Origin of the sequence: Luteolibacter ambystomatis (genome assembly GCF_018137965.1) — a bacterium.
GTDB classification, from domain to species: Bacteria; Verrucomicrobiota; Verrucomicrobiia; order Verrucomicrobiales; family Akkermansiaceae; genus Luteolibacter; species Luteolibacter ambystomatis.
In genome coordinates this window covers 5,010,507-5,028,887 of sequence record NZ_CP073100.1, presented here as the reverse complement: position 1 = coordinate 5,028,887, position 18,381 = coordinate 5,010,507, and the positions used below count along the sequence as shown (strand labels likewise).

The following is an 18,381-nucleotide window of genomic DNA, read 5'->3' as shown; positions in this document are numbered from 1 at the left end:
GTCGTTCGTTCATCGTCATGTCCGTCATCACGCTCCGTCGTTCCAAGGCATCCGCCACCCAAGCCGTCGCCGTTCTTCTGCCTGCGGGTGAAGTCGCGAGAAAAAAACTCTCCGCTCCTCTGGCCGCCGCGCTGAAGGATATCCCACTGTCCGCGAAACAAACCCGCACGTTGGTCGATGCGAAGGGCCGCGTCACCGTGTTCATCGGCATCGAGGAAAACGCAGGCACCGCCGCGCTGCGACTCGGTGCCGTGCGTGCTGTAAAAGCGATGCAGGAGTTAAACGTCGGCGATTTCGCATTCGACCTGTTCGCGCTTGCAGATGAATCTCCGGAGGATGCCGCCGTGGGCCAGGCGCTCGCGGAAGGCCTCGCCATCGCCACCTTCGATTCCAAGCCCTTCGCCGGAACCGCGAGCGCCGCCAAGGCCGATGCCTCGCTGAAGATCACGCTCGATCCGCGTTTCCATGCCGGCTTCAAGACCGGCCTGCTTCTCGGCCAAGCGGTGAACACCGCACGCATGCTGTCCACCACACCGCCGAACATCGCCACGCCGGAGTGGATGACGGCACGCGCCAAGGACATCGCGAAAACGCATGGCATGCCGATCCGCGTGATCGGTGCCGCCGAGGCGAAGAAGCTCAGCATGGGCGGACTGCTCGCCGTAGGCGCCGGTTCCGTCACTCCACCGCGCATGGTGGTGATGGAGTGGAATCCTTCCAAAAAGAAAACCGCGCCGGTGCTGCTGGTGGGCAAGACCATGACCTATGACTCCGGCGGCCTTTCCATCAAGGCCGATGGTGGCAAGGGCATGAAGGTGGACAAGGCGGGCGGTTGCACGATGCTCGCCGTGATGGAGGCGCTCGCGCTTCTCAAGGTGAAGACCCGCGTGGTGTGCATCCTCGCTGCGGCGGAGAACATGATCGACTCCACCTGCTACCGCCTCGATGACGTGATCACCCACGCCAACGGCGTGACCTGCGAGATCACCAACACCGATGCCGAAGGCCGCCTCGTCCTCGCCGATGCGCTCGCCTGGGGCACGAAAACTTACAAGCCGTCCGCGGTGATCGATGCCGCCACTCTCACCGGTGGCGTGCTGGTCGCACTGGGCCGCACCATCACCGGCGTCTTCAGCAACAACGATGAGCTGGTGAAGGAACTGGAGGACGCCTCCCGCCAAGCCGATGAGCGCGTGTGGCGTTTGCCACTGGATGAATCGCTGCGCGACCAGATGCGCGCGGGCGTCGCCGATTTGCACAACTCCTCGCCCTACCGCTACTCGCATGCCGGGACCGGGGCCGCGTATCTTTCCTTCTTCGTGGGGGAAGACGCACCGAAAAGCATGCCGGTAACGCCATGGCTGCACCTCGACCTCGCCGGCACGGCGGTGAGCGATGGCGACCACGATTGGCAGGGCCTCTATCCGAAGGGCCCGACCGGATGGGGCGTGCGAACGTTGACCGCGCTGCTTGCGGGTTGGGAGAAGCGCTAACCGCACACGACATGCATTCGCGCACGGGTTGCAATGCGGCAACCTTCTTGCACCCTAACATCACTTGGGCGATGATGGCGGGCGATGCACGATCACGCCCATGGTCATGATCACGGCGAAGGCCCGTCGTGGAAACTGCTGCTGGCTTCGGCCGCGGGTTGCGGACTCTTCACACTAGCGGGCGTGTTTCTCCAGCGTTCCGGCGCTCCGCCGAACCTCGCCTATGCGGCCTATGCGGCGGCCTATTTGTGCGGCGGCTGGGACGCAGCACTCGATACCTTCGACCGCCTGAAGAGCTTCCGCCTCGATATCCACTTCCTGATGCTGGCCGTGGCCATCGGAGCGGCCGCCATCGGAGCGTGGTGGGAAGGTGCGGCGCTACTGTTCCTGTTCTCCCTGAGCAACGCCCTCGAAGCGATGGCGATGGCCCGCACCGAACGTGAGATCAAGAGCCTCTTCCGCGATGCTCCGAAAACCGCCACGCTCATCACAGCGGATGGCAAGGAGCAGGAGATTCAAGTCGAGTCACTACAAGCAGGAGACCACGTCCGCATCCTGCCCGGCTCGCAGTTCCCCGCGGATGGACGCGTGATCCGCGGCGAATCCGCGGCCGACGAAGCTTCCCTAACAGGTGAGTCCGAGCCGGTGGACAAAGCCGCGGGCGATACCGTCTTCGGCGGGACGCTCAACACCTGGGGTGCCGTGGACGTGGAAGTCACCCGCCCGCCGCATGACAGCGCACAGGCACGCATCATTGACCTGATCCGCGACGCCCAGGCCAGCAAGGCACCGTCGCAACGCTTCACCGACCGCTTCGGTACCGGCTATACGCTCGGCGTTCTCGCCCTATCCTTGGTGATGTTCCTCGTGTGGAGGTTTGCATTCGGACTCCCCGCCTTTGTTTCCGAACCAGGCAAAACCTCCGCGCTCTATCGTGCCATGACCTTGCTGGTCGTGTGCTCGCCCTGCGCGCTGGTGATCTCCATTCCCAGTGCGATCCTCACCGGCATCGCCGCCGGAGCACGGCGTGGCATTCTATTTCGTGGCGGCATCGCGGTGGAAAACCTTGCGACCATCCAACGGCTGGCAGTGGACAAAACCGGCACGCTGACCAAGGGCGAGCTGGAACTGGTCTCCATCGAAGCCGCCGCCCCGGGCGCGGAGGACGAGGTGCTGCGGCTGGCAGCCGGTCTCTCACGCCGATCCACGCATCCGCTCTCACGTGCCATCGCCGCGACCTGGCACAAGCGCCACGGCTCCGAGGCCACCGCAGCGGACAAGGTGGAGTCCATCTCCGGACAAGGCCTGCGTGGAGAACTCGATGGCATGCCCGTTTCGCAAGGACGGCGCGGTCTGTTCCCCGGCAACGCCTGGGTGGCCGGCCTGCCGGATCCCGAACCCGGCCTCACCGAGGTCATTGTCGGCTCCGGACAAACCACCGGCCGCATCCTGCTCCGCGATGCGCTCCGCCCCGAATCGAAAGGCCTCATCGCACGGCTCCATCAGGAAGGACTGAAGGTTACCATGCTCACCGGCGATCGCCCGCAAGCCGCCGAGCTGGTGGCAAAGGAGCTCAACCTCGACGAAGCCCGCGCCGGACTGACTCCCGAGGACAAGGTCGCCGCAATCAAAGCCTGGCGGGCCGCCGGTGAACGCGTGGCCATGGTCGGTGATGGAGTCAACGACGCGCCTTCGCTGGCAGCGGCGGACGTTTCGATTGGCATGGGGCTGCGGGGTTCGGATGCCGTGCTGGAGCAGGCGGACATCGTCCTGACCCAGGACAAGCTGGAGAAAGTGCTCACCGCGCTCAATCTCAGCCGCCGCGCCACCCGCATCATCCGCCAGAATCTGGCGATCTCCCTGGGGATCGTGCTGGTGCTCGCTCTCTCCGCGCTGGGAGCGTGGATTCCGCTGCCCGTGGGAGTGTTAGGCCACGAGGGTTCCACTGTCATCGTGGTCTTGAACAGCCTGCGGCTGCTCTTTGTGGCCAGAAACTGAGAGCCGGATCGGCAAATTGCGGGGGAAATTTGGCGTGTCGGCAGTACTGCCGACTGACGCAAATGGCGAATCGAGAGCATGATGCAGCAGTTGCATGAAATGTTTCCCTCTACTGCCCATGCTCAGCGCGTGATTTGCCGCCACTCCTTCTGATTCGCTCCAGATGATGAAGTTACGCTCTCAATAGCCACCTCATGCGTCAAATCATCTTGCATGCAACAGAAGGCGATTGAGGCACAAAGACCATACATTCGAGTTCCAGCTTTCAATCTTTCCCGCACGATGAAAAAGACCCTTTTCATAGTCCCTCCCCATCTGGCCGGGCGGCCTCCACGCCGCGGATTCAGCCTCCTGGTCACGCTGATGATGATGATGCTGCTTTGCATCCTCGCATTGGGGCTGCTGTCACTGTCCACGATCACGCTCCGGAGCTCCCAGGCTCAGGCGGATCAAGCGGTGGCCCGTTCGAACGCGCGCCTCGCCCTGCAACTTGCCATCGGGGAGCTTCAGAAACAAACCGGCCCGGACCAGCGCATCACCATCGCGGCGGATCAGATCCCGGGCGCGGCGGATGGGAAATCCACCGGTGCCCAGGCGACTCGCAGCCACTGGACCGGCGTTTACAAATCGTGGCTGAATACGGCGACAACCCGTCCCGCACCGGAGTTCCAGCGCTGGCTTGTTTCCGCCCCGGACTCGGAGGCCCGCCTTCTCGATTTCGCCAGGTCCGCCCCCAATGGCAGCGGTGGCGTGGAGTTGGTCGGCAAGGGGACGCTCGGTGACACTGGCATCGGCACGGTCCAGGTGCCGCTGGTGGACTACAACGCATCGGGCAAAGTGGTGGCCCGCTATGGCTGGTGGGTGGGTGACCAGGGGGTGAAAGCCCCGCTTTCCACGCCCGCGCCCGGCACTTCCACGGATCTCGCCGCCGCCCGCCAAGGACTCCAGTCCTCGCCCCGCACTTCGCTGGAGGTCGCCGTCAGCGGCACAGGGGAGAAACCATTCTCCTCGATCACGCCGGCCGATACCCGGGTGCGCAGTCTCACCGGCTGGAAGCAGGGCGAACTCGTGGCCGTCTCACCGAACGCGCCGAAACCACTCTTTCACGACCTTGCCGGACGCTCCACCGGCCTGCTGACCAACGTGCGCACCGGTGGCTTCCGGAAGGACCTCTCGATGCAGATGGAACAACCGCTCAACTCCCTGATGGGAAACACCCTCTACTCCAGCGGCGGTCAGAATGGCATCAACCAGGGCGAACTGTGGCTCTACTACAACCTCTACAAGCAGCTCAAAACCGGCGGCGCCTTCACCTACACCACCGGCGGTGACATGGGGGCATCCACGCCCTATCTCCAACTCTCATCCAGCCTCGCCGCCCTGCAGGGAGACTCCTTCACGCTCTACAAGCAGCCGACTTTCCTCAGCACCAAGACGATCCTGTCCTTCTACGGCATCCCGGCAACCGTGGCCGGAGCCTCGAAGGTCCAGCTCTACATGGTGGTCGATCCGATCGTCACCTACTGGAATCCGCTCGACGTGCCGCTGGTCATCACCCCGGCCTATCATTCCGTCAAATTCTGGCAGCTTCCGTACGACTTCAAACTCAAGCTCACGGGCGGCGATGTCTCCATCAGCATGACCAACATCATGGGGGGCCAGGCCAACTACCTCACCTTCGTCATCGGCCAGTCACAGCCGGTGGTGCTCCGCCCTGGTGAAGTGGTCATGTTCTCCCAAGGGCCGAACACCTCACCGGCCACCTACAATCCCGGCCTCAACAAGATCCAGGCAAAGGCCGGTTGGAACTTCGGCGGAGGCGTTGCCATTCCGGTGAAAAACGGCAGCAGCCCCGTCTATCTCGATCCAGCAGACACCCTCCGCTACGAGATCTCTCCAAATGGCAACCAGGGACTCGGCACCCAGGCCTGGTTCCTCACCGCCAACGACACCTTCTACAAGGAGGACCGCACCGGCAGCGGCGAAAGCCTCGGCCTGAACTCCGGCACGTCCATCGACAACCTGGGTGGCAAGCCAACCGGCCGCATCTATGCCAATCAGAAACCGGACTTCTTCAACAAGGTCCCGGCCTCGACCTCGCGTCCCATCTCCTCGTCCCAGTTGGTGGGCCGCAAGGAGCCGCTGATGATCTTCTCCTTCGGCGCAAAGACGGAGCAGGACACCGATCGCCCCGGCCGCTATCTGGCCCGCTACAATCCGCGTGCGGGCACCGATTTCCAGACCCTCACCCCGGACGAATTGGAAACGCTGCCCTTCGAGGTCCATATCGAGCCGCTGAATTCCTGGAAGAACCGCAACCTCGAAGTCTCCCCGAACGGCCAGAGCTACTTCGGCGGCGGAGTCACCGCCCAGTCCGGCACTCCATTGGTCACCACCCATTCGGTGCCGCACGAGCCGCTCACCTCCCTCGCCGCTTTCCAAAACGCCTTCGCCAATGGCTTCACCTGGAATGGCAACCTGCCCGCCCAAGGCTCCTATCTGCTGCCCCAGATCAGCCACGCGATCGGGAACTCCGTCGCGCCTTCCATCATCCCATCCGACCAGACCAGTTCCACTCTCGATGGTCCGCGCCAGCTCGCCGACCATTCCTATCTCGCCAACCAGGCCCTGTGGGATGACTGGTTCCTTTCCAGCATCGCCCCGCAGACCGCCGACAGCTTCAGTTCAAAAATCGGCCAACGCCAGGTCGCCCAGCAGTTCTTCGCCGGAACCCGGCCGTTGCCGAACTCCCGCTACCTCTACTCCGCCCCCGATACCGGCGAAACCAAAGAGGCCTTGCTGGGCCGCTGGTTCAGTGGCGACACGCCGTCCGCGCAGGCGGTGGACGAGATGGCGTCCGCAATGTGCGTGGAAGGAATGTTCAACGTGAACTCCACCTCCGTGGAAGCCTGGCGCACCTTCCTCTCCGGTGTGCGCAACCAGCAGCTCGCCGCCCGCGATGCCTCCGGAACCGAGGTTTCGATCAGTTCCGCAGGCGTGCCGGTGATGGGGATCCAGACTCCCGCCGACCTGCTGGCGGAGGGAGAGACGCTCGGAGACGTCCTTTCCACGCCGCAATGGACCGGCCACCGGGTGCTGAAGGATGGAGAGATCGATGAACTCGCACGGGCCATCGTTTACGAAGTGCGGAAGCGCGGGCCGTTCCTGTGCCTGGCGGATTTCATCAACCGCCGCCCGGGTTCCGACAAGGATCTCGCGAAGGCAGGCACGCTCCAGAGCGCGTTGGATTCCCCCGCCGTCTCGATCAACAAGTACTACAACAGTGGTAGTCGCGCCGCATCGGTGGATGGCAGCCGCGGCTATGTCTTCCCGGAGGCCGAGAACGGCCCCGCCGCGTATGGCATCCCCGGTGTGGTGAAGCAGGCGGACATTCTCACTCCGCTGGCACCCTATCTGTCCGCCCGCTCGGACAGTTTCCTGATCCGCGGCTACGGTGAATCGGTGGACGGCAGCGGCAAGGTTACCGCCCGTGCCTGGTGTGAAGCGGAAGTCACCCGCGGCGGCGCCAATGTGGATCCGACGAACAAGTCGACGGTCGCCGCCGCCTCCCTCTCCCCCATCAACCAGATCTTCGGCCGCCGCTATCAGATGGTCTCGTTCCGCTGGCTGCTGCCGTCCGAAGTCTGAACCCCACCGACCCATGCATCGCTCCGCCCTGTTCCTGCTTCTCCTCACCGTCACCGGCCTCGCTGCCGATGAAAAAGGCCGTCCCCGCATCCGCTTTCTCGCCGAACGCGTCCCCGCCAATGCCGGACAGGTAGCACTGGTCGCCGGCGACAAGCGCTCCGCCGACTTCGCGCTCACGACCAATCATCTTTCCGAGCCCATCGAAGTGCCGGCCCGCACCTGCCAGCTCCGCTGCAAGCAACCGGACGTGGCCATCGCCAACCTCCAGCTCCCCGAGTCCGGCGACTCGTTCATCTCGCTGCTGGTCCCGGCCTCCGGTGGCGGCTACCAGGCCATCGTGATCCCGGCGGACACCCAGGCCTTCAAAGCCGGTGATGTCTATTTCTACAACCACAGCGATCAGACGATCCTCGGATACGTGGGCAGCAGCAAGTTCACGATCGCGGCGGAAAAAGGCCAGATCATCAAACCGGAAGGAGCACGCGCGGAAAAATTCTATGACGTGGGCTTCGGCGTGCATGCCGAAACCGGGAACCGCGTCCTCAGCACCACCCGCTGGCCCGTGGACGAACGCTCGCGGTCCTATGTGTTTTTCTTCAAGAACCCCTCGAACGGCCGCCTCGACTACCGCGCGGTGGATGAGTTCGTGCCGCCGGAAACCCAGAAGACGCAGGCGAACCTGTAATCTCCCGGCTATCCATCGACCGTCACCCTACCCGGCATTGCTCTTGCCCGGCAGGGCCTGACTGTCATGGTCCCATCATGGAACTCGTCTGGCCGTCGATTGAATATCTTCCGGGTTATGTCGACGCGCTGGAGCGTGGCTGGTCCCCGGACACCGTCCGCGGAGAAGCCGCGGCCCGGGAGATCCAAGCGAGGATTTCCGCCGATGCCGCCGGATACGTGGCATCATTGGTGGATCGCGAGGCGAAGGGCGACCCTGTGAAGCTGCCGGATGGCAACATCGTGTCCCGGTTGCCTGGATTCTACCAGTGGATGTGGGATGGAGAGTTCTGCGGCTCAATCAATTTCCGCTGGCAGCGCGGAACCCCGGCACTGCCTCCCACCTGCCTGGGGCACATCGGGTATTCCGTGGTGCCGTGGAAGCAACAGCGCGGTTACGCGACGGAGGCGCTGCGCCAGCTACTCCCGGAAGCGAAAGCCGAGGGCCTGCCCTATGTCGAGATCACCGCGAATACCGACAACCTGCCGTCCCAGAAAGTGATTCTGGCAAATGGCGGCGAGTTGGTGGAACGCGTGCCGAAGCCACCGGGCTATCCACCGGGGGAAATGGTGCGCTTCCGCATCACCCTGCGCTAGCCACACCGGTCAGGTGACCGGGATTCGAGCGATGGAAGATTCGCAGTCCGGGAAGTCGGAGAGGACGGGTGAAATCCCGGAGCCTTCCGAACCAATCAGGCGTTGCTTTTTCCCGGCCCACCCGTCATTTCCCCTGCCTGCCCCACACCATGAGTACCAAGACCCTGCGTATCGCACTCGGCGCCGACCACGGCGGAGTTGACCTCAAGGATTCCCTTGTCGCCCATCTGAAGGCCTCCGGCCACGAGGTGACCGATCTCGGTACGCACGGTCACGAGTCCGTGGATTACGCGGATTTCGCCAACGCGGTGGCCCGCACCGTGGCCGATGGCACCAGCGACTACGGCGTGCTCTGCTGCACCTCCGGCATCGGCGTTTCCATCGCCGCGAACCGTCACCGCCACGTCCGCGCCGCGGTCGTCCGCACGGTGGAGGAAGCCACAGTCACCCGTGAGCACAACGACGCCAACGTCCTCTGCCTGGGTGGCAAGGAAACGGATGCCGCCACCGGCGCCGCAATCGTGGACGCCTTCCTTTCCACCGCTTTTGCCGGTGGCCGTCACGAAGCCCGCGTCTGCAAGTCCTCCGGCAGCCGCATCGCCGAGATCGATCCGGACCTCTACAAGGCGATCTTCGCCGAAGAGCGCCGCCAGCGGAACAACATCGAGCTGATCGCTTCCGAGAACTTCGCCTCCCCTGCGGTGATGGAGGCCCAAGGCTCCGTCCTCACCAACAAGTATGCCGAGGGTTATCCCGGCAAGCGCTGGTACGGTGGTTGTGAGAACGTCGATGTGGTCGAGCAGCTCGCCATCGACCGCGCCAAGGCCCTCTTCGGTGCCGAGCACGCGAACGTCCAGCCACACTCCGGCTCGCAGGCGAACACCGCCGTTTATTTCTCCGTGTTGAAGCCAGGCGACCGCATCCTGACCATGGATCTGGCCCACGGCGGTCACCTCACCCACGGCCACAAGGCGAACTTCTCCGGCCGTTTCTACGATGTCATCCACTACGGCGTCAGCGAAAAGGACGAGCGCATCGACTACGACCAGCTTGAGCGCATGGCCCGTGAAACCAAGCCCGCCCTGATCACCGTAGGCGCGTCCGCCTATCCGCGGATCATCGATTTCGAACGTATGGGCAAGCTCGCCCGTGAAGTGGGTGCCTACCTCTTCGTGGACATGGCGCACATCGCCGGCCTCGTCGCCGGTGGCGAGCACCCGAATCCGGTGCCGCACGCCGACTTCGTCACCTCCACCACCCACAAGTCCCTGCGCGGACCGCGCGGCGGCATCATCCTGTGCAAGGAGGAGTTCGCGAAGAAGATCGATTCCCAGGTCTTCCCGGGCATCCAGGGCGGCCCGCTGATGCACGTCATCGCCGCCAAGGCCGTCTGCTTCGGCGAGGCTCTCAAGCCGGAGTTCAAGGACTACCAGGCCCAGATCGTGAAGAACGCCCAGGCCATGGCCGCCCGGCTCACCGAACACGGTTTCCGCATCGTCTCCGGCGGCACCGACAACCACGTCATGCTGGTCGACCTCCGTCCGAAGGGCCTCAACGGCGCGGATGCTTCCCACGCCCTCGATGAAGCGGGCATCACGGTGAACAAGAACGCCATCCCGTTCGACACCGGCACCCCGATGAAGCCGAGCGGCATCCGCATCGGCACTCCGGCTGTGACCACCCGCGGCATGAAGGAAAAGGACGTCGAGCAGGTCGCCGACTTCATCCAGGAAGCCCTCGAAAACTACAAGGACACCGCGAAGCTCCACGAGATCCGCGACCGCGTTTTCGAATTCAACCGCGCCTTCCCGATGCCGGCCTGAGCCGCGCGCATCCAGAATCATTTCACCAAGCGGCCGGAGGACTTCCTCCGGCCGTTTTGTTTTCGCCCCCAAGGAGAAGGGACATTCCTGTCCTGTTCTCCATCCGCCCGGGGATGTGGGCACGAATAAGGATCATTGGAATTTCATCATCGCCTTGATTTATTCTAAAAGTAAGGAAAAATTCTAATGCAAGGAGAAGCCATGACGCATTCCACCATCACCAGCAAAGGCCAAACCACTCTCCCTTCCCAGATCCGCGAGGCCCTCCATCTGAAACCAGGCGACCGGATTTCGTATGAGATCCAAGGGGATGCCGTGGTCATCCGTCACCAGCCCGGGGCGATGGCCGTATTCGGCACCCTCAAGTCCGCTCCGGATCAAGCCGGTGTGGAGTTCAAGGAAGCCCGGAAAAAGTCCCGCGAAATGTGGGAAGCGGATGCCGCCAAGGAGGGACTTCGATGAAGTCCGCATTGCTGGACACCAACACCATCGTTCGCTTCGTTACGGGAGAACCGGAAAAGCAGGCGGTCGAAGTGGCGGGATTGGTGACGCTGGCGGAGCAGGGCAAAATCCGCCTGATCGTCCTTCCGATGGTGGTGGCTGAATCGGTTTTCGTACTGAACGGCTTTTACAAACATCCCCGGGCTGCGGTCGCGGAAGCGCTCTCGCATCTGATTTCCAGTCCCGGCTTTCAATGCTCCGAACTGGATCGGCTTTTGCGCGCGCTGAAGCTCTTCGGGGTCGGAAGGCTGGATTTCGTCGATTGCTATTTGGCCGCAGCTTCCATCTTGGAAAAGCTCCCCGTGGCGTCGTTTGACAAGGATTTCGATAAACTCCATGGCGTGACGCGAAAGGCTCCCGGAAGTTTCAGAGGATAGTGGCGCGCTTGCGGGAAAGTCGCCGTCATTTCTCGCAATTCGTGCCTATTCGCGACCATTCGTGGTTAAAGTTTGGCGAAAATGGCCGAAATAGGCTCCGCGATCACTCTGCATCGGTTCGCAAATCGCGAAAAAACCCCTTGTGACGCATTCGCCGCATTGCTGGTTTCAATGCACGCCATTCGTTCGAGAGGGGGCGATTTGCCTTTGCCTGTGGGGTCGCCTGAGGTGAAATCCCCGCCCGCTCATGACGAACCCCTTCCGCGAAGACCTCGTTTCCCGCTCGCAGCCAGAGCCCTGCACCGTGGTGATCTTCGGTGCCACCGGCGATCTGACGCACCGCAAGCTGGTCCCGGCGCTCTACAATCTCGCTGTCGATGGCGAACTGCCAACCGGTGTGAAGATCATCGGCTTCGCCCGTCGTGAGAAATCGGATGCCGAGTTCCGTACCGGTCTGGAAGAGCTGAACCGCAAGGTTTCCCGCTCCGGCCACGATGACAAGATCTGGGCCCCTTTCGCCGAGAACATCCACTACCACACCAGCGAGTTCACGGACGCGGACGGCTACAAGCGCTTGGCCGAGCGCCTCGATGCGATCGACCGCGAGCGCGGCGGCAAGGGCAACCGCCTGTTCTACATCGCCAGTGCTCCGGAGTTCTTCGATGACATCCTCATCAGCCTCAAAAACGCCGGCCTCAACCAGGCCGCGGAAGGTTGCTGGGCTCGCGTGATCGTCGAGAAGCCCTTCGGCACCGACCTCGCCACCGCCAAGCACCTCAACCAGGTCGTCAACGAGACCTTCCACGAGAGCGATACCTACCGCATCGACCACTACCTCGGTAAGGAAACGGCGCAGAACATCATGGTGCTGCGTTTCGCCAACTCGATCTTCGAACCGCTCTGGAACAGCCGCTTCATCTCCCACGTCCAGATCACCTGCGCCGAGAACCTCGGCATGGAAGGTGGCCGCGGCGGCTACTACGACAAGGCTGGGGCCCTGCGCGACATGGTGCAGAACCACCTGCTCCAGCTTCTCAGCCTGGTGGCGATGGAGCCGCCGACCGATCTCTCCGCCGATGGGGTGCGCGATGAGAAGGTGAAGGTGATCCGCTCGCTCCGCCAGTGGGACACTCCGGAGAAGGTAGCTGCCAACGTGATCCGCGCCCAGTATCTCGCCGGGCACATCGATGGCACCCCGGTTCCCGGCTACCGCGAGGAAGACCGCGTCGACCCCGAGTCGATGACCGAGGCCTACATCGCCCTGCGTCTGAAGATCGACACTTGGCGCTGGAGCGGCGTGCCGTTCTACATCCGCATGGGCAAGCGCCTGCCGAAGAAGACCACCGAGATCTCCGTCCACTTCAAGGACGCTCCCTGCGTGCTTTTCAACGCGCTCCCCGGTGGCGTGCCCGGCGGCAACGTCCTCGTCATCCGCATCCAGCCGGACGAAGGCATTTCGCTGCGCATGGTTTCGAAGCTCCCCGGCACCAGCCTCCGCCTGGAGCCGGTGAAGATGGACTTCCACTACGCCACCAGCTTCGGCAAGGGCAGCCCGGAAGCCTACGAGCGCCTGCTGCTCGATTGCATGGCCGGCGATGCCACCCTCTTCGCCCGTCGCGACGAAGTGGAGGAGGCCTGGAAGTTCATCGATAACATCGAGAACGCCTGGCACAAGAGCACCACCCCGCCGCCGATGGCGACCTTCACCGCGGGTTCGTGGGGTCCGAAGGAAGCCGACAACCTCCTGCAGGAAGACGGCTTCTCCTGGCGCAGGCTGTGAAGAAGTTGAGAGGGGAGAGCCGAGGGTTGAGAATCCACTCCGATCCTTCTCCTCCGACTCTCAGCTCTCAACCAATAACTCTCAACTCACCCTACCATGCCCACTCTTTCCATGGACCCCGTGCTCGGACAGGAAGTCCCCGTGGCCTCCATCGACAAGGAGCTGCGCAAGCTCTGGGAAGCGGATGAGGCGCGCACCAACGCGTCCCTGATCAATCTCGTCACCTGCTCCGAGGAAACCGGCTCGCTGCGCAAGAACACGGAGATCATCCGGCATCTCACCGAGCAGCACGCCTGCCGCGCGATCCTCGTCGAGTTTGACCGCACCGTCACCGAGCCCTCGATCCATGCGTGGATCACGGCGCATTGCCACCTTTCCGAAGGCAAGAAGTCGGTGTGCTGCGAACAGATCGCCTTCCAGTTCACCGGTCGCGTGACCGGTCGCTTCCGCAACACCGTCTTCGCCCACCTCAACAGCGATCTGCCGCTGATCTTCTGGTGGCAGGGCGAACTCACGGACGTGTTCACCGAGCGCCTTTCCAGCGTGATTGACCGCCTCGTGATCGACAGCGCGCCGTGGACCGACCCGGTGGCGTCCTTCACCAAACTCCGCGAAGCCGTAAAGGCCTCCGGCGACAATCTCGTCGTGCAGGATCTCGCGTGGACCCGCACCTGGCAGTTCCGTCTCTCGGTGGCAGCCTTGTTCGATGAGCCGGTCGCGCTCGATGCCCTCGGCTCGATCATGTCCGCCCGCATCGTCCATCACCCGGCCCATCGTTCCTCGGCGCTCCAGCTTCTCGCATGGATCGCGGTGCAGGCAGGCTGGCGCACCGGACTGGAGTTGGATCTGGCGGTGGCCCGCCGCAACGGTGGCAACCAGTCGTTCTCGTTCGAATCGCCGTCCGGAAACGCCATCACGGTCACCGTGGAGGCGGACGAAAATTCCGCGCCGCTCGGCCTGCTGGAACTCACCTCACCTCAGGCCGCCGTCCGGGTGTCCCGCGAGGCCGGAGCCAGCCATCTGGTCCGGGAATCTTCAGTAAATGGGGTCACGCGCTCAGCTCTGGGTCCGGCGGACCCGGATGACGATGCCCTGCTCGTGGGCGACCAGCTCTCCCGCGGCGGCAAAAACTCCCTCTACCGCAAGGTGGTGCCCCGCTTCCTCGAACTCCTTGGTAGTTGAACGCCAGTGAATTTTGCCGCTTTGGCTGGCACGATCCGCGCTTGAACCCCCTCAGCTTTTCTCCCATCTTCCGCGCCCCGATCCACCTCGGGGGCCATTTTTGAGACCATGACCATCCCAGTGATTCCCGAAGACGCCCCTTTCACGCCCGAGCAACGCGCGTGGTTGAACGACTTCCTCGGCAAGTTCTTCGCCGGTGCCGGTGCTCCGAGCGGCCCGGCGGTGCCTGTCACCGTGCTTTTCGGTTCCCAAACCGGCAATGCCGAAGGCCTCGCCAAGAAACTGGTCAAAACTCTCAAGAAGGGGAATTTCGAGCCGGAGGTCCACGATCTCGGTGCCTACGACCGCAGCCGCCTGGCCACGGAGAAGAACGTGCTCGTCATCACCTCCACCTACGGCGATGGCGAACCGCCGGACAATGCCGCGGATTTCCACGGCTGGTTCCTCGGCGAAAGCGCCCCGCGTTTGGAAGGCCTGAGCTTCTCCGTGCTCGCGCTGGGTGACACGAACTACCCGGACTTTTGCAAGTGCGGCATCGAGTTCGATACCCGCTTCGAGCAACTCGGCGCGAAGCGTCTGTTCCCGCGTGTCGACAGCGATGTCGACTACGACGCACCCTTCAAGCAGTGGTCCGATGGCGTGCTCGGCGTGCTGTCTCCCGCTGGCGGTGCCTCCGCTCCGGTCAATGGCGCGGCCGCCGCCGAAGTGGAAGCCGGATACTCGAAGAAGAATCCCTTCCCCTCCGCCATCCTCTCGAATTTCAATCTCAATGGTGGTGGCGACAAGGAGACCCACCACATCGAGCTTTCCCTCGATGGTTCCGGCCTCGAATACGAAGTCGGCGATGCTCTCGGCGTTTTCCCGCGCAATCCGGAGCCGGTGGTGGATGAAATCCTCGCCAATCTGCCGTTCAAGGGCGGCACCGTGGCACTCGCCAGCGGTGAGGAGGTCCCTCTCCGCGAGGCCCTCATCAGCCACTACGACATCGGCACGCTCAACAAGTCCATTGTCCAGAAGTGGCAGGCCCGCAGCGGCTCGCCGTTCCTGCGTTCGCTGGTCGCCGCCGATGACAAGAAGGCCTGGGACGATTTCTGCTGGGGCCGCGACCTGATCGATCTTGTGGTCGACCATCCGGCGGACTTCACCGATGCGGAGGAATTCGTGTCGGTGCTCAAGAAGCTCCAGCCACGCCTCTACTCGATCGCTTCCAGCCCGAAGGCTCATCCCGGCGAGGTGCATCTCTGCGTCGGTATCGTCCGTTACAATACCTTCGGCCGGAAGCGCGGCGGCATCTGCTCGACCTTCCTCTCGGATCGCTCGAAGGGCCTCCAGCCCGGCGTGTTCGTCCATTCGAACAACGCCTTCCGTCTGCCTGCCAATGGCGAGACTCCGGTCATTATGGTCGGCCCCGGTACCGGCATCGCACCGTTCCGTGCATTCCTTGAAGAACGCAAGGCCACCAATGCCAAGGGCGCGAACTGGCTGTTCTTCGGCAATCCCTACAGCGCCACCGATTTCCTCTATCAGGATGAACTGAAGGCCTTCCAGCAGGATGGCACGCTCGGTCGCCTCGATGTCGCATGGTCGCGCGACCAGAAGGAGAAGGTGTATGTCCAGAATCTCATGGTCCAGCAGGGCGCGGAGATCTGGCAGTGGTTCCAGAACGGAGCCGCTTTCTACGTCTGCGGTGATGCCACCCGCATGGCGAAGGACGTCGATGCCGCCCTCCACACCATCGCCGAGCAGCACGGCGGTCTTTCCAAAGAAGACGCTGCGGCGTTCGTGAGCCAGCTCAAGAAGGACAAGCGCTACCTGCGCGACGTCTATTGATCCACTGGGAGTGGCTCCGTTCGAGGAGCCATATTCGCGGGAGATCACCTGCGATCAAAGACAACCGGCGTCAAAGCAACGCCGGTTGTCACAAAGCGTATGGATCTCGTTCGATGCAACGGCGGCCCGAAAGCCGCCGCCCTCGGGATCACCGCTTCCCGGTCCGCTTCGGATTGCCCGTCGTCGGATGGGACTTGCCTGGCGGCTTCATCGCAATCTCGGTGCGGCCGGTCTTGAAGTTGTAGGTCACGCTCTCCGGTTGCTGCCAGATCGCGCCGCTGGCGGTGTCCACCGCGGTGCCCGAGCTGCCCATGCCCGGGGTGAAGATCACGTTCATCAAGACGTAGTCTTCCTGAAACTTGCGATCCCATTTGCCGGTCTTCGATCCCTGCCCCGGGAGTGAGAAGGTGGCGGAGGTGGTCTTCTTCGATACTTCGACCGTGGAAGGTGTCTTGTGGATCGTGCCATCCACGGTCACCGACCCACCAGCTGGAACGGTCGCAAATTTCACCGGATCGGATTTCCCCTGCATCACCGTCGCGCAGCTTCCGAGTAGAATGGGGGCGATCGAGGCCGCCATGATGATTGTGCCGCTGTTAGCCATGTTCAGGCATCATGGCGCATCCGCGTTCCGAGGTCAAATTCGGGAAAGAGTTCAGAACCAAGGTTCAGGAATAGGAGGTATCGACAAAACCCTCTTGCATACATTGTAAATTCAGCTAAAATATCTGGTGCCGTGAATCAATGGCGCTCCAGCCGCTGTCTCCTGGTTCTCGCGGTGGTGCTGATCGCCGCGGCGGCGGGAGCTTACGGAGTCTTCCGGTGGTCAAAACCTGAGCCGGTGAGGACGAACGTGGTCTGCCGGGCGATCGTGTTTGTCAGTGGCACCGAGCCGATGGCCCGCTCCGAAGACCCTGCGGTCCGGGAGCGTTACCACAGGATCGCCTCAAGATCGGAGGACTGGTGGAAGGAAATCGCGGCCCGTCATCCGGACCTGGCTCCCGCCAACCATGAAGTGGCGGATGAGCGGAACGGCTTTTTGAGATGGGTGAAGTTCGTCGAGACCCATGGCTGCAATTCACTGAAAGTCCCAGCGGCCTTGGGAGCTTGGTTCGATGGCGGGTCCAATCTGGACCGGTTCGAGACGAAGCGCTGGCTATTGGAAAACAGGGCCCTGCTGGACGAGCTTCAGGCCATTGGCGAACTGCCGGACCGCTCGGTACGGGGCATCGCACTGGAACGCTGGAAGCACGATTGCGGGAGGTTTGAACTGCGCTGCGCCGAGGCTCTGATGCTGGAGGCTCGCTCGGTGGCGGAGGATGGCGACGAAGCCACCGCTCTGCGCCGCATGCGGGCCGTACAGGGACTGGCAGACCATTTCAGCGGAATCGAGGTGCCGGACGACCACTACTGGCGGATCACCTCCGCCATCGATGCGCGGATGCGCAACCGCATCATCCGGGAAATCCTGCCCGCCCTGTCCGGGGACCGCGCCTGCCATCTCCAGACCTGGGCCCCCCTGCTGCGCGCACCCGCCGCCGCCCCGAAGGACTACGCCACAATCCTCCGTGCCAATTGGCAGATGAGTCTCCGGGAGTTCCTGCTGCCCACGCTCGTGAACCTCCACGACCAAAGCCATGCGCCGGATGCGGACGCGCTCGTCGATACTTACACCGACCGCATGCGGACCCAGATCGAGGCCTGCGAAAAAGCCGCCGCATTCACCGACCTGCCATCGTGGAATACCATCATCGCGCCACCGGAAAAACTCTCCCCGGAATGTCGCGACCTTTATCAAATGGCGATGGATGATCGCGCCGCCGCCAGCCGCGAGTGGCTGGGCATGCAGATCCAGCGCTCCATGGATGCGGCGGTTTTCGATATCCTGGCCGGTGAACCGGTGACGGCGGAGCCGGTCTCGGGCAAGCCTTTCACTTGGAATGAAAGCCGCCGCGAACTGGCCCTGCCGGACTCGCCAAGCCTTGCCCGTCTGAAGGTCGAGGCACGCAAGGTGCCGCAACTCGCCTTCGTACGATAGGCCCGATCCCTTGACGGAACCCGGGTGCGGGCGCATATCCTGTGCTCATGAAACTTCGTTCGTGGCTTCCGTTTGCCGGCCTGCTGGCCGCTCTCGCGCTCACCTCCTGCGGCAAGAAGGAAACGTCCGGAGCCGCCGAGGAAAAATCCGCCGCACCGGCTGCGGTGGCGAAAGCGGAGGCTCCACCAAAGCCGAATCTCGATCTGCCACCGGGTGCCACGCCTCCGGAATCCGCCGATGAAGTGATGCCGGACGAAGAGGAACCCTCGATGCCGGACAACGAAATCACCCAACCCGTCGCCGAGCCCTCGACACCGGCTCCAGCCCAAGGTGGCAACGCACCCGCCGAACACGCTCCGGCCAAGACCAAGAAGAAGCCGAAGTGATCCGA

The 18,381-nt window shown here is 63.0% G+C and carries 14 protein-coding genes; 13 read left to right on the top strand and 1 reads right to left on the bottom strand.

All coding sequences use genetic code 11. The features are described 5' to 3' along the window. Window positions 1–17: 17 nt before the first annotated feature. From KBB96_RS19645 to KBB96_RS19595, 11 genes are all read left to right on the top strand, one after another. Window positions 18–1,493, top strand: a complete 1,476-nt coding sequence (locus KBB96_RS19645) for a leucyl aminopeptidase family protein (protein WP_211631196.1) — start codon at window positions 18–20, stop codon at window positions 1,491–1,493. Window positions 1,494–1,577: 84 nt separating this feature from the next. Beyond that, on the top strand, window positions 1,578–3,491 hold the full coding sequence (locus KBB96_RS19640; RefSeq protein WP_211631195.1) for a heavy metal translocating P-type ATPase: 1,914 nt from the start codon (window positions 1,578–1,580) through the stop codon (window positions 3,489–3,491). A 282-nt stretch (window positions 3,492–3,773) separates the two neighbouring features. Further along, window positions 3,774–7,139, top strand: a complete 3,366-nt coding sequence (locus KBB96_RS19635) for a helix-hairpin-helix domain-containing protein (RefSeq protein WP_211631194.1) — start codon at window positions 3,774–3,776, stop codon at window positions 7,137–7,139. Between the two features lie 13 nt (window positions 7,140–7,152). Next, window positions 7,153–7,824, top strand: a complete 672-nt coding sequence (locus KBB96_RS19630; RefSeq protein ID WP_211631193.1) for a hypothetical protein — start codon at window positions 7,153–7,155, stop codon at window positions 7,822–7,824. Window positions 7,825–7,898: 74 nt separating this feature from the next. Next, window positions 7,899–8,459: a GNAT family N-acetyltransferase gene (locus KBB96_RS19625; protein ID WP_345779498.1), complete on the top strand. Its 561-nt coding sequence runs from the start codon at window positions 7,899–7,901 to the stop codon at window positions 8,457–8,459. A 149-nt stretch (window positions 8,460–8,608) separates the two neighbouring features. Then, the gene (rpiB, locus tag KBB96_RS19620) at window positions 8,609–10,282 is read left to right on the top strand and encodes a ribose 5-phosphate isomerase B (protein ID WP_211631191.1); all 1,674 of its coding nucleotides are present in this window, start codon (window positions 8,609–8,611) and stop codon (window positions 10,280–10,282) included. A gap of 201 nt (window positions 10,283–10,483) precedes the next feature. Then, window positions 10,484–10,744 carry an AbrB/MazE/SpoVT family DNA-binding domain-containing protein gene (locus KBB96_RS21220; RefSeq protein ID WP_264176978.1) on the top strand — a complete coding sequence of 87 codons (261 nt, stop codon included), beginning with the start codon at window positions 10,484–10,486 and terminating at the stop codon, window positions 10,742–10,744. Between the two features lie 8 nt (window positions 10,745–10,752). After that, window positions 10,753–11,160 (top strand): type II toxin-antitoxin system VapC family toxin, encoded by a 408-nt coding sequence (locus KBB96_RS19610; RefSeq protein ID WP_211631189.1) that lies wholly within the window; start codon window positions 10,753–10,755, stop codon window positions 11,158–11,160. Between the two features lie 247 nt (window positions 11,161–11,407). Beyond that, on the top strand, window positions 11,408–12,940 hold the full coding sequence (zwf, locus tag KBB96_RS19605) for a glucose-6-phosphate dehydrogenase (protein WP_211631188.1): 1,533 nt from the start codon (window positions 11,408–11,410) through the stop codon (window positions 12,938–12,940). A gap of 96 nt (window positions 12,941–13,036) precedes the next feature. After that, window positions 13,037–14,122, top strand: a complete 1,086-nt coding sequence (locus tag KBB96_RS19600; protein WP_211631187.1) for a glucose-6-phosphate dehydrogenase assembly protein OpcA — start codon at window positions 13,037–13,039, stop codon at window positions 14,120–14,122. A gap of 108 nt (window positions 14,123–14,230) precedes the next feature. Next, on the top strand, window positions 14,231–15,952 hold the full coding sequence (locus KBB96_RS19595) for a sulfite reductase subunit alpha (protein WP_211631186.1): 1,722 nt from the start codon (window positions 14,231–14,233) through the stop codon (window positions 15,950–15,952). A gap of 148 nt (window positions 15,953–16,100) precedes the next feature. Here KBB96_RS19595 and KBB96_RS19590 read toward each other — a convergent pair whose 3' ends face one another. Next, the gene (locus KBB96_RS19590; RefSeq protein WP_211631185.1) at window positions 16,101–16,556 is read right to left on the bottom strand and encodes a hypothetical protein; all 456 of its coding nucleotides are present in this window, start codon (window positions 16,554–16,556) and stop codon (window positions 16,101–16,103) included. Window positions 16,557–16,688: 132 nt separating this feature from the next. Between KBB96_RS19590 and KBB96_RS19585 the strand changes: the two genes are divergently transcribed. Both KBB96_RS19585 and KBB96_RS19580 read left to right on the top strand, forming a co-directional pair. After that, a complete protein-coding gene (locus KBB96_RS19585; protein WP_211631184.1) occupies window positions 16,689–17,990 on the top strand; it encodes a hypothetical protein in 1,302 nt (433 codons plus the stop codon). Between the two features lie 47 nt (window positions 17,991–18,037). After that, window positions 18,038–18,376, top strand: coding sequence for a hypothetical protein (locus tag KBB96_RS19580; protein ID WP_211631183.1), 339 nt, complete (start codon window positions 18,038–18,040; stop codon window positions 18,374–18,376). The last annotated feature ends 5 nt before the right edge of the window (window positions 18,377–18,381 follow it).